7 protein-coding genes and 1 tRNA gene are annotated in these 15,973 nt (G+C 34.7%); 3 read left to right on the top strand and 5 right to left on the bottom strand.

The features are described 5' to 3' along the window. Positions 1 to 52: 52 nt before the first annotated feature. A complete protein-coding gene (locus ACP15M_RS00195) occupies positions 53 to 1,597 on the top strand; it encodes a M28 family peptidase (RefSeq protein ID WP_425075144.1) in 1,545 nt (514 codons plus the stop codon). 151 nt (positions 1,598 to 1,748) lie between these two features. Here ACP15M_RS00195 and ACP15M_RS00190 read toward each other — a convergent pair. The 5 genes from ACP15M_RS00190 to ACP15M_RS00170 all read right to left on the bottom strand — a co-directional run bounded on the left by ACP15M_RS00190 (position 1,749) and on the right by ACP15M_RS00170 (position 6,218). Then, positions 1,749 to 1,822 (bottom strand) — tRNA-His (locus ACP15M_RS00190). Positions 1,823 to 1,966: 144 nt separating this feature from the next. Then, positions 1,967 to 2,683, bottom strand: a complete 717-nt coding sequence (gene bshB1 / locus ACP15M_RS00185) for a bacillithiol biosynthesis deacetylase BshB1 (protein WP_425075143.1) — start codon at positions 2,681 to 2,683, stop codon at positions 1,967 to 1,969. A 42-nt stretch (positions 2,684 to 2,725) separates the two neighbouring features. Beyond that, positions 2,726 to 3,616 (bottom strand): 23S rRNA (adenine(1618)-N(6))-methyltransferase RlmF, encoded by an 891-nt coding sequence (gene rlmF / locus ACP15M_RS00180; RefSeq protein WP_425075142.1) that lies wholly within the window; start codon positions 3,614 to 3,616, stop codon positions 2,726 to 2,728. Next, a complete protein-coding gene (locus ACP15M_RS00175) occupies positions 3,609 to 4,775 on the bottom strand; it encodes a trans-sulfuration enzyme family protein (RefSeq protein WP_425075141.1) in 1,167 nt (388 codons plus the stop codon). Before ACP15M_RS00175 ends, rlmF begins: the two co-directional genes overlap by 8 nt. A gap of 36 nt (positions 4,776 to 4,811) precedes the next feature. Then, a complete protein-coding gene (locus ACP15M_RS00170) occupies positions 4,812 to 6,218 on the bottom strand; it encodes an MATE family efflux transporter (protein ID WP_425075140.1) in 1,407 nt (468 codons plus the stop codon). 271 nt (positions 6,219 to 6,489) lie between these two features. On the opposite strand from ACP15M_RS00170, the gene ACP15M_RS00165 reads away from it, so the two are divergent. Both ACP15M_RS00165 and ACP15M_RS00160 read left to right on the top strand, forming a co-directional pair. Then, positions 6,490 to 7,164, top strand: coding sequence for an HAD family hydrolase (locus ACP15M_RS00165; protein ID WP_425075139.1), 675 nt, complete (start codon positions 6,490 to 6,492; stop codon positions 7,162 to 7,164). Positions 7,165 to 7,421: 257 nt separating this feature from the next. Continuing rightward, a complete protein-coding gene (locus ACP15M_RS00160) occupies positions 7,422 to 15,962 on the top strand; it encodes an HYR domain-containing protein (RefSeq protein WP_425075138.1) in 8,541 nt (2,846 codons plus the stop codon). Positions 15,963 to 15,973: the final 11 nt, after the last annotated feature.

Genomic DNA, 15,973 nt, shown 5'->3' with positions numbered 1-15,973 from the left:
AAAAAATCTTAAATCTCAGATTATCGTATTATCGCAAAAAATCTCCACATTTATGAAAAACACTATATTATTTGGCCTTTTAGCTAGCTTAATACTATCCTGCTCAAAAGAACCTGCAAATCCAAGAATTTATGGCAATACAATTACTTCAGCAGAACTAAAAGAACTACTTTACACCTATGCTTCAGATGAATTTGAAGGTCGTGAAACTGGTGAACCAGGACATGATTTAGCTACAAGTTACCTTCAAGAAAAGTACATGAGTATGAATGTGGCTTCTCCTTACGGAAATAATGACTATCTGCAAGAAGTCCCTTTAGAAAAACGTAAACTATCCGAAGCTAGCTTAACTATCCATGGAAAAGAAGCAACAATTTATGACGATTACATTCCGCCAACAAACATTAATATTCCATCACTTGATATTAAAGAAATAGTATATGTTGGTTATGGTATTGATGCTGAAAATTACTCAGATTATAAAAATTTTGATATAAAAAATAAAGTCGTACTTATCAAATCTGGAGAGCCTTTAAATACTGATAGTACCTATGTAACGACTGGTACTAAAGAAAAATCACAGTGGACTTCAGGAAGGCGAGCAAGAAACTTAAAACTTGAAACCGCTGAAAGTCTTGGCGCAAAAGCAGCATTCATCCTAGATGATCAAGCTTATAGTTATTATTCTAAAGCTTACAAAAGACTAGATCCAAAAACTTATAAAGGGCGTATTTCTGAACTAAGCAACGATGATGGTTTTTATAGTATAATGATAAGCAAAGATTTAGCCGAACAAATTATAGCAGATATTGAAACAAATCATACACCTCAACCGATACACACAAAAATCAATCTATCTGTTAAAAAAAATGTCGAAACATTTAACTCTCATAATGTAGTAGCCTACATTAAAGGAGAAGAAAAACCAGATGAAATTGTAGTGATTTCCTCTCACTTAGATCACAATGGTATTAATGATGACAAATCAGTTTATAATGGAGCAGATGACGACGGCTCTGGAACTGTGGCAATGCTAGAAATTGCTCAAGCCTTTAAACAAGCAGTAACAGATGGTTACAGACCAAAGCGTTCTATATTGTTTTTACATTTTACAGCCGAAGAAAAAGGACTTTTTGGCTCTAAATATTACACAGATGTAAACCCAATTTTTCCATTAGAAAACACCATCGCCAACCTAAATATCGATATGATTGGAAGAGTTGACAAACATCACGAAGACGATAGAAACTATGTGTATGTCATTGGTGCAGATATGCTAAGTACAGAATTGCACAACATTAACGAAACTGCAAATAAAACTTACACCAACATCAATTTAGACTACAGATATAGTAACGAAACCGATCCTAATCGTTACTATTACAGATCAGATCATTATAATTTTGCAAAACACAACGTTCCTGCTGCGTTTTACTTTAATGGAACTCACGACGATTATCATAAAATTTCAGACACAGCAGATAAAATAGATTACGATTTACTCGAAAATCGAGCACGACTTGTTTTTTATACAACTTGGGAATTGGCTAATCGTGACAATCGAATTATTGTCGATAAAGCAAAAGATACAGAATAGTTTTTGGGCGTAACCTTTTCTTGTAAAGAAAAGGTCGCGCTTTCGCTAGTCGCTTTTCGATAACTCTCAAGAGCTTCAACAAATACCTCAATCGCTTACGCAAATGCGTTCACAAAAAAAGCTCCTCATTTCTGAGAAGCTTTTCCTTTTGGGTGGATGATGGGATTCGAACCCACGACCCTTGGTACCACAAACCAATGCTCTAACCAACTGAGCTACAACCACCATGTTTAACTTTTTTAAGTTTAAAAAAACTTAAAAAATGAAAGCTCTAAACAAATCTAAGAACTATCATGTTATAGCATTTTTGTAATGCGTGTGCAAATGTAAATCATTTCGCAATTACAACAAAGTCTTTTTTTAAAATTATTACTTTAAATCAAATAAATTATCTACAGCCACATAACGTTCAACCGTAAAACCTTCAGCATGCTCTACTCCAATTAATCGTCCCAAGTCTCTAGCTCTATAATGAATGCTATCTGTAAAGTTTTTGCTCGAAATAGGAGTTTGAGGTTCATTACTTTTTGGATCAAAAAATTGTGTTTTATAGGCTAATACTGAAGCCATTTTAATATCTATAAAACCTGAAACATCTACTACAAAATCTGGCTCTAAATGCTTCCATTGAATATAGTGATACACTTGTTTTGGTCGCCATCTTTCTTGCTTAACACCATCAAACTCTGTTTCAATCTTTAACAAACCGCTTAAAAAACAAGCATCACTAACCAATTGACTTCCTTTTCCATGATCTATATGTCTATCATCAATAGCATTACACAAAACCACTTCTGGTTGATACTTCCTAATCATTTTAATCACTTCTAATTGATGTGTTTTATCGTTAACAAAAAAACCATCAGCAAAAGCTAAATTTTCCCTCACAGAAACACCAAGAATTTTAGCAGCTTCTCTTGCTTCTTGATCTCTTGTTTCTGCTGTACCACGAGTTCCTAATTCGCCTCGCGTTAAATCTACAATACCAACTTTTTTTCCGTTAGCAATTTCTTTAGCTATAGTAGCTCCACAACCCAATTCTACATCATCAGGATGCGCTCCAAAAGCGAGTATATCTAGTTTCATATATTTAAATAATAATCTGCAAATTACAAATTCTAATGGACATTATATAAGCCAATCTTGTTGTTCTTTTTTAGTTAAAAATGTCCAAGCCACTACTCTACTAATTTTATTTCCTAAAGACATTTGCATAACATTTACAGCTGTTGCACCTAATTTTTTAAGAGAGTTTTGCATTGATTTTATATGTTCTTTTTTAGACACTAAACTTGTATACCAATAACAATTGGTTTTAAACAAAGAACTTTGATACAAATAATTATGCAGAAACGCTTTTTCTCCTCCTGGATACCAAAGTTCGTTTGTAGTACCACTAAAGTTTCGAGTGACTTGATTTGACATATGGCCTAAACCTTTAAGCTTTCGGTTTGTGGCTTCATTTGCTTCAGCTTCATTTTTATAAAATGGAGGATTGCAAAGTGTAGCTGTAATTTTTTCCGAAGTATGTAAAACACCATCTAAAATCTTTTGCGAATTATCTTGAAATCGCAATTCTATATTTGGGTTTAAGTAATTTTTGTCTACTATCAGTTTAGCATTTTCAAATGCTTTTGCATCTATTTCTGAAGCGATAAAATTCCAATTATAAACCTTATGACCTAAAAGAGGATAAATACAAGTTGCACCAGTTCCTATATCTAAAATCGTAATTTCCTGTTTTAATCTAGAAGTTTGCAACAACTCATCTAACACATGAATATACTCGACTCTACCTGGAATTGGAGGACATAAATTTTCGTCTGAAAACTCCCAGTATTCAACTCCATAATAAACTTTTAACAACGCAGTATTTAATACTTTAACAGCTTTAGAGTTTGCAAAGTCTATGGTTGTTTTTCCATATTTATTTTTAAATACAAATCTCTCCAATTGAGGAAATTCACCTGTAAGCGTATTAAAATCATACCCTTTTGAATGTATATTATTTTTATGCAAACGTTTCAGTTTTAACTTTAGTCAAAGCTTGTTTTATATCGTTTCTTAAATCTTTAAAGTCCTCAATACCTACTGAAAACCGTATCAAATGATTACTAATTCCTACAGCTTCTCTTTCTTGCGGTGTTAAAAGCGCGTGAGAAGTTTTAGAAGGTAGTAACATCGTGCTTTCAACACCAGCTAAACTCATTGATGATTTAATTAGTTGCAATTGGTTTAGAAATGCCATAGCATCAATGTCTTTAACCAATTCAAAAGATAGCATACCTCCAAAATCATGCATTTGTTGTTTTGCTAATTTATGTTGTGGATGCGATTTCAAGCCAGGATAATTTACCTTGGCAATTTTATCGTTCTTCGCTAAAAACTTAGCTAATTTACGAGCATTTTTATTCTGTTCTTTAACTCGCAATGCTAACGTTTTCATACTACGTTCAAGCATCCAAACCGTAAAATCGCTTAAACTTCCTCCAAGATTAATACCTACGTTCCAGATACGCTCAATGTGAGATTTTGAACCAGCAACTGCACCAGCTAAAATATCACTATGACCTCCTAAGTACTTTGTTGCAGAATGCATCACTAAGTCAATCCCAAAGTCTATTGGATTTTGATTAATCGGACTAGCAAAAGTGTTATCTATTGAAGATACAATGCCTTTAGATTTTGCCAAATCGGCTACAGCTCTTATGTCTGTAATGGTTAATAATGGATTTGAAGGTGTTTCAATATGAATCAATTTTGTGTTAGGTTGAATAGCAGCTTCAAAATCTGACACTTGATAGCCATTGGTAAAAGTAAACTCTATTCCGTATTTTGGTAATTCACTTTTTATAAAATTACGAGTTCCTCCATACAAAGTGTTTTGTACGACCAAATGATCTCCTTTTTGTAAAAATGCTAAAAACAAATGACTAATCGCTGCCATTCCACTACCAAAAACTAAAGCATCTTCAGCGTGTTCTAATGCAGCAATCTTCTTTACTAAATGCTCTTGATTTGGCGTGTTAAAATATCGAGGATAACGCTTAACATCAACATTGTCAAACTCATAAGATGTCGATAAATATATAGGAGAAATTGCGCCTTTAAATTGTTCATCTTTAATTTCTCCAACATGAGTGCAAATGGTATTCACTCCTAACTTTTGTTTAGGCATAATTGAATTTTTAATTTAGGTTCAATTTACAATAATTCAAACTTTTATTAGCTTCCATCGTCCTTTTTTAAACCAAATAATGGCTATCACAGAAATTAAAATTTCAGCAATTACAATTGCTAAAAAGACACCAGTTGGTCCGAAATCAAAAGTTAAAGCCATAATGTAAGCAAATGGCAATTGAAACAACCAAAAACATATAAAGTTTATTATGGTTGGTGTTAGAGTGTCGCCAGAACCGTTAAATGAGTTAATAACTACCATACCATAAGCATAGAAAACATAACCTGCTGCCATGATTCGTAAACAGAGGCTTCCGTTTTTAATCACGTTTGGCTCTAAAGAAAACCAAGAAATAATCTCTGTTGCAAAAACAAGGTAACCAATAGAAACAATTCCCATAAAATAGGCACAATACTTCCCAGTTTTCCAAACAGAACGCTCTGCGCGTTCAGGTTGATTAGCACCTAGATTTTGTCCAACCAAAGTAGCTGCTGCATTACTCATTCCCCAAGCTGGCATCAATGTAAACATCATAACTCTAATAGCAATCGTATAACCAGCAAGTACTTCGCTTCCAAACTCACTCATAATACGCATTAAAAACACCCAAGAAGATGTACCAATCAAAAATTGTCCTATTCCGCCTAGAGACACTTTAATCAAATTGAGCATCACTCCTATTCTAAGAACAATATCTTTTAATTGAATTTTAATTTTACTCCAACCATAACATAGTATGAACAATTGAAATATTACAGCTGCACCTCTACCTATTGTTGTTGCTATTGCTGCTCCTTTAACTCCTAGTTCTGGGATTGGCCCAAATCCGAAAATTAAAATAGGATCTAGAATAATATTTAAGCCATTTGATAAAATGAGTGTCCACATAGCGATGGAAGCATCACCAGCTCCTCTAAAAATAGCATTGATTAAAAACAAAAGCATTATGGTTACATTTCCTCCTAACAAGATTTGAGTATAACCATAACCCTCTTCAATTAAATCTGGTGCTCCTCCCATGAGTTGCAAAATTTCTTTAGGAAACATAATTCCAATAATACTTATGATTACAGCGACTGCAACTCCGAGAAAAATAACTTGCACTGCTGCCTGTGAAGCACCACTAACATCTTTTTCGCCAATTCGCCTAGCAACAATGGCAGTTGCAGCCATACTAAGTCCAATAGCTATCGCGTAAATTAAAGTCACTACAGATTCAGTGAGACCAATAGTAGCTACTGCATTTACGCTAACCTTTGAAACAAAAAAGATATCGACAACTGCAAACACCGATTCCATTAACATTTCTAAAATCATTGGAACTGATAAGAGAAATACTGCTTTTCGAATGCTACCTGTTGTGAAGTCTTGTGCTCTTCCAGAAATGGCTAACCTAAATAATGAAAAAAATTGTTTTATTGAAATGATTGATTTTGACATGATATAAGAGTAAAAAATAAACAAGAATAGGACGAGTAAATTACTTGACCTACATTAATGTACACCTGTGAGGTGTTATTCCGAAGTGTGACTTAATCAATCATGCGCCAAAGTTGCAGCTTTTTTTTATAAAATCAAAATAGAACTTTTAAAGATGGTGTTATTACTTACCGTTTATCGAACATTCGTGCACGTTATCAATTGTATTTTAATGACATTGATAATCAGTATGTTTTTATTTATATTCGTAACAACCAACAAATTAAACTATATGTTTAAAGCTGTATTATTTGATATGGATGGTGTTATTGTTGATACCGAACCATTACATCGTAAGGCTTACTTCCAAATGTTTTTTGACGTTAACATTACAGTTTCAGAAGATTTATATGCTTCTTTTACTGGACAATCTACGTTTGCAATTTGTGAGCAATTAGTATCTCATTTTAATTTACCCATTTCAGCACATACACTTGTTGATATTAAACGTGACCATTTTAAATACCTGTTTGAACATGATAAAAGCTTATCATTAATTGATGGTGTTCTTGAGTTAATCAAAGATTATCATACTAACGAAATGACACTAGTTTTAGCATCTTCTGCCTCTATGGATAACATCAATCGTATTTTCAAACGTTTTGATTTAGACCAATATTTTAAAGCTAAAATTAGTGGTGCCGATTTAGAGGCCTCTAAACCAGATCCTGAAATTTTCATAAAAGCTGCTGAATTATCTGAACAAAAACCAAACGACTGTTTTGTAATTGAAGATTCAACAAATGGCATTATAGCAGCTAAAGCAGCTAAACTATTTTGTATTGCTTTTAAAAGTCTGCATTCTAAAGGACAAGATTATAATAAATCTGATATGATAATATCTAACTTCAATGAAATTAATTATAATAAACTAAAAGCACTATCTCATCCTTCTATTAACATTTAAGTGTATTAATTTTATCGCTTAAAGTATCTTTCACGCCTTCCTCTACACAATTCAAAAAAAAACACTTAAAAACCTAAAACCCAAACCCTTAATCTTAGTTAATAGATTATTTATACCATACACCGATTTAATTCTAATATTCATATTGTTGATAGTAGTTTTACTGCTCCCTTACACATTAATAGTCCATTTACAATCGAGTCCCTCTAATTAAAAACTGAGGTTGTTATAACTATACCTCCTAAAAAGGTACTATTATGAGACATATTACTTGCGGTAAGATTTATTGTTTAATAATCATAATACTGGTTTCATTTAACTTCTATGGTCAAAATGCATCCAACATTTATGAAAGTTACGCTATATTAAATATCAATAATTCTGGTAATACTTACTATGATTTAAATATAAATACAAGCAATACTGATTTTGATGGTGCCAACCTTGGTACTTTTACTCCAAGTAACACATTGGTTCTAAATGGAGCCCAAAATCAAACTTACAAATGTGGAACTCATAATATTATGAATGGCTTTATAGATTACAGAATCTATTTAGCATCAAATACACCAAATGCATTTATCCCTTCCGAAATATTATCTAATGTCGATAATGGTACTTCTAATTATTGCAGTGGCACTAGTCTAGATCAAACATGGGAATCCTCAGGAGCAAATATCAATGTGCTTAACGGATTATCTTCTGGTGACTATATTTTAGAGGTTTACACTAGAGCTGAAGTTGATTGGAATAGTGATAATATCGCTGATAACACTTACTATATTAATAACAGTGGAGCTAATTATAGTGCAACTTTTAGAGTTGACAATCCTCCAACAGCAATCTGTCAAGATATTACCATTCAATTAGATGCTGCTGGTAATGCGAGCATTATTGCTTCCGATATTGATAATAATTCTTCCGATGACTTCGGAATTGTATCGTTAGTTGCTTCTCAAACTGCATTCGATTGTACCAATTTAGGTGCTAACAATATTACATTAACAGTTACAGATACTTATGGTCAAACTGATACTTGTACTGCTATCGTAATGGTTGAAGATAACATAAATCCAACTGCGAGCTGTCAAGATATTACCATTCAATTAGATGTTGCTGGAAATGCTAGCATCGTTGCTGCTGATATTGATAATGGTTCATCTGATAACTGCGGAAACGTAATACTTTCAGCTTCACAAACTTCGTTTGATTGTACCAATTTAGGTGCCAATAATGTCACACTCACTGTTGATGATGGTAATGGTCAAACCGATACGTGTATTGCTATCGTAACGGTTGAAGATAACATAAATCCTACTGCGAGCTGTCAAGACATTACCATTCAGTTGGATGCTGCTGGTAATGCTAGCATTGTTGCTTCCGATATTGATAATGGTTCGTCTGACAACTGTGGAAACGTAACGCTTTCAGCTTCACAAACAACATTCGATTGTACCAATTTAGGTGCTAATAATGTCACACTCACTGTTGATGATGGTAATGGTCAAACCGATACGTGTATTGCTATCGTAACGGTTGAAGATAACATAAATCCAACTGCGAGCTGTCAAGATATTACCATTCAGTTGGATGCTGCTGGTAATGCTAGCATCGTTGCTGCTGATATTGATAATGGTTCGTCTGATAACTGTGGAAACGTAACGCTTTCAGCTTCACAAACAACGTTTGATTGTACTAATCTAGGTACCAATAATGTCACACTCACTGTCGATGATGGTAATGGTCAAACCGATACGTGTACTGCTATCGTAACGGTTGAAGATAATATAAATCCTACTGCGAGCTGTCAAGACATTACCATTCAATTAGATGCTGCTGGAAATGCAAGCATCGTTGCTGCTGATATTGATAATGGTTCGTCTGATAACTGCGGAAATGTAACACTTTCAGCTTCACAAACAACATTCGATTGTACTAATCTAGGTACCAATAATGTCACACTCACTGTTGATGATGGTAATGGTCAAACCGATACGTGTATTGCTATCGTAACGGTTGAAGATAATATGAATCCAACAGTTTCATGTCCTTCAGATATCACTACAACAAATGATACTGGATTGTGTTCTGCAGTTGTAACATTTGCAACTCCAACAGGTTCTGACACTTGTTCTAGTGTGACAATAACACAAATTGCTGGATTACCGTCTGGAAGTGTATTTCCTGTTGGAACAACAACAAACACCTTTGAAGCAGTTGATGCTTCAGGAAATTCAGTAACATGTTCATTTGATGTAATTGTCAATGACAATGAAGCACCAAGTATAACTTGTCCGACAGCTGTCACAGTAAATGCTGATGCCAATTGTGAAGTTACTTCAGTAAACTTAGGAACTCCAACAACCTCAGACAACTGTAGTATTTCAAGTGTTACTAATAATTTATCATCCTTATTGCCATTACCTGTAGGCACATTCACAGTAACTTGGACTGCAACCGATGCATCTGGATTAACAGCAACCTGTGATCAAACAGTTACAGTTGTTGACAATACTGCACCATCAATTATATGTCCTTCTGATATAACTATTGATACAGATGCTGGACTTTGTACGGCAAGTAGTGTTAATTTGGGTACGCCAACTACGAACGATAATTGTTCAGTAAGTTTTACCAATGATGCTCCAGCTGTATTTCCTGTAGGAACAACCATCGTTACATGGACAGCAACTGATGGTTACGCATTAACAGCTACATGTACTCAAAATGTAACCGTAGAAGACAATGAAAATCCAAGTGCTATATGTCAAAATATTTCTATTCAATTAGATCCAGTTTTAGGAACAGCTACAATTTCTCCAAACGATATTAATAATAACTCAACCGATAATTGTACTATTGACACATTGACTTTATCGCAAACAAATTTTGACTGTAACGATATTGGTGATAATTCAGTAACGCTTACTGTGACTGATGCTGCTGGTAATTCTGACACCTGTATTGCAACTGTAACAATAACTGATGCTGCCGACAATGCATCAGTAACCATAAGTACTCCAAGCAATATTGTATGTGCCAATAGCAATGTAACCTTTACAGCTTCACCAATTAACGGAGGAACTTCTCCAGTTTACGAATGGTTTGTAAATAATGTTTCAACAGGAATTACAACAGATACATTTACAACTAATACTTTAAATGATGGAGATCAGGTTTATGTTACAATGACTTCAGATTTATCTAGTTGTGCTATTGCAGAACAAAGTAATGTCATTACCATGACAGTAAACCCTAATTTGCCAGTATCCTATATTTTAAATGCTTCATCAAATCCTGCGTGTTTAGGAGAAAACCTAACATTTTTTGTCACAGGGTTAACCAATGGTGGATCGAATCCATCGTATCAATGGTACATCAATGCAACACCAGTTGGAAGCAATTCAAATTCCTATACGACAACTACCATTGTAGATGGTGATGTGATTTCTGTAGAAGTGTCTTCTAATGCGACCTGTGCTAATCCTGTTCCTGCAACAGAAAGTCTAACAATGACTGTTACTCCAGATGCTACAATTACACTAACTACCGCTAACGATAACCAGTTAATTTGTAATAACGGAAGTATCACTAATATTGTATATGCAATTAGTAATGCTACAAATGCAACAGTAACGGGATTACCTGTTGGAATTACTGGAAACTATTTAGGAGGAAATCTTACAATAAGTGGCTCTACTAGTCAGATTGGAACATTCAATTATACAGTAACGAGTAATGGTTGTGGAGCAGCTACAGCAAATGGCACCATAACTGTGGCTCCTGATGCCAATATAACATTAGCTTCAGCAAGTACAGATATTAGTGTTTGTAACGATAATACTGCAATGACACCAATACAGTTTCAGTTAAATTCTGGAGCTACTGGTGCAATTTTAACGAGTACACCTGCTTTACCTTCAGGAATAACAGGTAATTATAATTCAGGCACTGGTATTTACACGATAAGTGGTTCATCGACTCAAGCAGGTCTATACAATTATACTGTAACAACAACTGGTTGTGGTCCTGGAGATAGCATCTCGGGAAATATTATTGTGAATAATGGTATTCCGACACTGCCTTCTTCTATAACTGGACCATCCTCTTTTATTTGTCCAATAGCTGAAGCTACCTATTCTGTTCCAAATGATCCTAATGTCGATTATTATACATGGACGGTTACTGGAGGCTTTTCTATTCAAACTGGTCAAGGCACAAATGAAGTTATATTAGATGTTAATGGGTTTGCCTTGTTCGAAACCATTACAGTTTCAGCTACAAATTCTTGTGGAACATCAACTAGTATATCTAGGTTTGTAGTATTCAATTTTACATCGAGTGATATAGACGCTGGTCCAGACATTTATGTATGTGCAGGCACAACAAATGTCACTATGGCTGGTGACGATGGAGGCTTAGACTTTGATGAGTGGACATGGAGTGACAATGGAGCTGGAGGTAGTTTTTCAACAGGATACGTAGGTGAAGATTGTGTTACTGATCCTTGGTGGTGTTGGTGGTGTACTCCTGTTTGTACAGACGTCTATGATGTCACTGAAACAAGCGTTTATACCATTCCTGCTTCTGCGCAACCTGGAGACATTATAACCATTTCATTACTTGCAGACAGTTTCTTTTGGTGCAATGATTTAGAAAGCACCATGCAAATCCACATTCTCGAAAATCCTGAAGCTGAGATTCTATCTTCAGATGTGACTTTATGTGAAGGTGATTCAACAACAGTAACATTCTCTGGAACGCCAAATGCTCAAATTAGATATAATGATGGTAGCGGAAATACTTGGGTTACACTTGATGCAAGTGGTAATTATTCCTTAAGTGTATCTCCTACATCTACAACAACATACTCACTTAATCGTGTACGATATGCTCCAACAACATATCCTGGAGGTGGCAATAACTGTGGCGTTACAATAAATGAATCTGTAACAGTGACACTAAATCAACCAGCAACCGTAAACGCAGGATTAGATGTTACGGTTTGTGAAGATGACACTGTAGATCTCTCATCTGCAAGTCTTGGTGGCTCTAATGCTGTTGGTATTTGGAGTACAAGTGGTAATGGTTTGTTTTCTGGAAGTACTTATATACTAGGTTCTGCAGATATTTTTACTGGAACTGTGACTTTAACCTATACCAATACACCTAGTGACGGAATTTGTCCAGGTGTGAGTGACAGTATGGTCGTTACGATTGAAACTCTTCCAACGATTAATACTCAGCCTCAAAACGTTAATCTTTGTACAGGTGATGATGCAACCTTTACAGTTACTGCAAGTGGTGATGGTTTAAGCTATCAATGGTACAACCCATCAAATAATCCAATAGGCGGAAACACTAACACTTTAACAGTGACTAATGTTTCTACTGCAGATATTGGCAACTATTATGTCGTCGTAAGTGGTACGGCAATTTGCGCAACCACAGTAACCTCTAACATAGCAACATTAAGTGTTGAAAATTTAAGTATTACAACACCACCAAGTAATCAAACCATATGTCTTGGCGATGATGCAACATTTACGGTTACTGGTACAGATATTTCTAGTTATCAATGGTATTTTAATGGTAGTCCAATTCCTGGTGCCTTTGGAGCATCTTATACAGTTAACAATGCAACCTTAGCTGATGCCGGAAATTATTCAGTAGTAGTTTCTGGGACGTACTGTTCAGATATTAATTCGGTAAATGCCTTATTGAATATTACTGAACCTGCTACAGCAACCATAAACTATCTTGAACCTGCATATTGTATTACAGATCCATTAGCATCAGTAAACTTAAATGGTACAAATGCTTATACTGGAGGAACGTTTACTAGCACTCCAGCAGGATTAAGTTTAAATGCTAGTACTGGTGATATTGATCCTAGTACGAGTACTTATGGTACTTATACAGTTACCTATACAACACCTTCAGTTGGTGGTTGTCCTGCTGCTATTGCAACGACTTCAGTAATTATAAATGATAGTAATGCCATAGCAAATGCTGGTACAGTAACACCTACTGCAGATTGTGAAGATGTCACTGTAACACTTTCTGCCAATGCTATAACGGCTTTTGGAGCAACTGGAACATGGACAGTAACTTCTGGACAAATAGCATCAACATATTCATTTTCAGATATAAACAGTCCGACATCCACTTTTACAGGACAAAGTGGTGAAACTTATACATTGGAATGGTCTATTGATAATGTTGGAACTTGTGGTGATTCTTCAGACACAGTAACATTTACCTTTGCTAATTGCGCCAATAATATTGATTTTGATGGAGCAAATGATTACGTGAATTTAGGCAATAATTTTGATTTAAGTGGAGATTTTAGTATTGAAGCATGGATTAAACGTGAAAACACTTTACCTACGACGCAAACGATTATTTCTAAAAGAAACATCAATAACCTAATAACAGGCTACGAATTAAGTATTCATAATAACAGAGTTCGATTTAGATGGAATGGTTCGGGTATAATTACTTCATCTCAAACATTAAATATGTCACGCTGGTATCATATAGCTTTGACTTATACTTCTGGAACCTATCGTCTATATATCGACGGAATTTTAATTAACTCTGCTGGAGGAGTGACACCTTCGTCTAACGCCTACGATTGTTTAATTGGAGCCATGAGTACACAAACCGTTAATCCTACAAATCATTTTGATGGATGGCTCGATGAAATCAGACTATGGAACGTTGGGTTATCTACACAACAAATACGTGAAATGATGAATCAAGAAATAGAAGATAATGTTGGAAATGTAAGAGGTTCTGTAATTCCACTAGATATTTCTGGAGGATTAAATTGGAATAACCTCAATGGTTATTATCAAATGAATCAAGGGACAGATATTGTTTCGGGTACACTACTTCCAAATGGTAGTGCAGCTGTTATTGGTGTTTTAAGAAACATGACGTCTTTACAATCTGAAACTGCGCCATTACCATATCAAACTGCTCAAAATGGAAATTGGAACTCTTCTAACACTTGGCTAAATGGTGCTGATCAAATGATTCCTAATAGTAATGGTGTTAATGGAAATCCAATAAACTGGAATATCGTTAGAACATCTCACAATATTAGTTCTGGTAACAGGAATATTTCAGTCTCAGGACTTGATGTTGCTGCCAATAGATTTTCAGTAGAAAACTCAAACCCTATTGATGGTCAGTTATTACAAGTGAGTAAATACTTAAGCATTGATGGTACATTAGATTTAGTTGGAGAATCGCAACTCATACAAGATACAGGAAGCGTGGTTAATTACAGTGCTTCTGGAAGATTACAACGCGACCAACAAGGCACTACCAATTTATATGGCTACAACTATTGGAGTTCACCTGTAAGTTCAAACGGAACTTCGTATAACCTCAGCAGTACTTTATATGATACAGCAACAGGAGTTAATCCGTTGCCTTTACAATGGACAAACAGTAATGACGCAAACAGCTCAACAACACCTATAACACTAAGTAGCAGATGGCTGTATCTTTATGAAAATTATATAGAAAACTCTTATGCGAGTTGGAATGCTATTAATGAAAACAGTCCTATTGCTGTTGGCTTAGGCTATACCATGAAAGGTAGTGGTAACACAGGCCTACTTCAAGATTACACTTTTATTGGACAACCAAACAATGGTACAATTACATCACCAGTTGCTGGTGGTCATCAAGCCTTAGTAGGAAATCCTTATCCTTCAGCTCTTGATGCACATGCCTTTATTAATGACAATAATTCGGTACTATTAGATGGAACTTTATATTTCTGGGAGCATTCACCAAATAATACATCTCATGTTCTTTCAGAATATGAAGGTGGTTATGCTTACTTAAATCTAACAAATGGTGTGGCAGCAGTTTCTCCTCCTGAAATTAATGGTGTTGGTACTGCTAATAAAATTCCGAGACGTTTTGTTCCTGTTACACAAGGATTCTTTGTGACTGGTAATGCTTCTGGTGGAATTATAACCTTTAATAACAATCAACGTGCTTTTGTTAAAGAATCTAGTGGAAACTCTATGTTTTTACGTTCAGGTTATTCAGAAATTGAAAACACTCAAAATGACTATGTAGATGATAACAAATATATTCGTTTAGATTTCGTTACTCCTGAAACTGCTACACGACATTTACTTATAGGATTTATGAATGATGGAGTTGCAACTGATAACATTGATTATGGTTATGATGGATTAAATCAAGATACCTTCCCTAACGATATGTCGTTTAATATTGAAGGAGAAAAATTTGTTATCCAAGGTGTAGGAAATTTTGATGTTAGTAAATCGTATCCTCTTGATATTGATTTAACAAATGGAGGAACAATTGAAATTAAATTAGCTGATCTCGAAAATTTCGACGAGGAAATTGATGTGTTTATTTACGATGCTTTAGAAGGTACATACACTCAATTTAACGATATGAGTTTCCAAATGACTCTAAATGCTGGTCATTATAGCAATAGATTTTTCTTAACATTTGAAGAAGATTCAACCTTATCTGTAATAGACAACACGTTTAAAGATATTGTTGTGAATTACCTTCAAAGTTCTGATGAAATTTTTATTAAAACTCCAAGTTCTATTCAATTAAAGCAATTGTACTTAATAAATATGGCTGGTCAAACTGTTGGTTCTTGGAATGCATCAAACTTACCTATGTCTGACGAAATAAAAATTCCAGTAAAGAATATTTCAGAAGGAAATTATGTCATAAAAGGAGTTACAAATACAAACACTTTTAATAAGAAAATTATTATAAAGTTTTAAGCCAACTATAC

Origin of the sequence: Psychroserpens sp. S379A, assembly GCF_049800755.1 — a bacterium.
Lineage (GTDB): Bacteria > Bacteroidota > Bacteroidia > Flavobacteriales > Flavobacteriaceae > Psychroserpens.
This window is presented reverse-complemented; position numbering and strand designations above follow the sequence as displayed.

Coding starts and splice junctions, on each gene's coding strand:
- ACP15M_RS00195 (WP_425075144.1), top strand. CDS start 53: ATGAAAAACACTATATTATTTGGCCTTTTAGCTAGCTTAATACTATCC.
- bshB1 (WP_425075143.1), bottom strand. CDS start 2,683: ATGAAACTAGATATACTCGCTTTTGGAGCGCATCCTGATGATGTAGAA.
- ACP15M_RS00175 (WP_425075141.1), bottom strand. CDS start 4,775: ATGCCTAAACAAAAGTTAGGAGTGAATACCATTTGCACTCATGTTGGA.
- ACP15M_RS00170 (WP_425075140.1), bottom strand. CDS start 6,218: ATGTCAAAATCAATCATTTCAATAAAACAATTTTTTTCATTATTTAGG.
- ACP15M_RS00165 (WP_425075139.1), top strand. CDS start 6,490: ATGTTTAAAGCTGTATTATTTGATATGGATGGTGTTATTGTTGATACC.
- ACP15M_RS00160 (WP_425075138.1), top strand. CDS start 7,422: ATGAGACATATTACTTGCGGTAAGATTTATTGTTTAATAATCATAATA.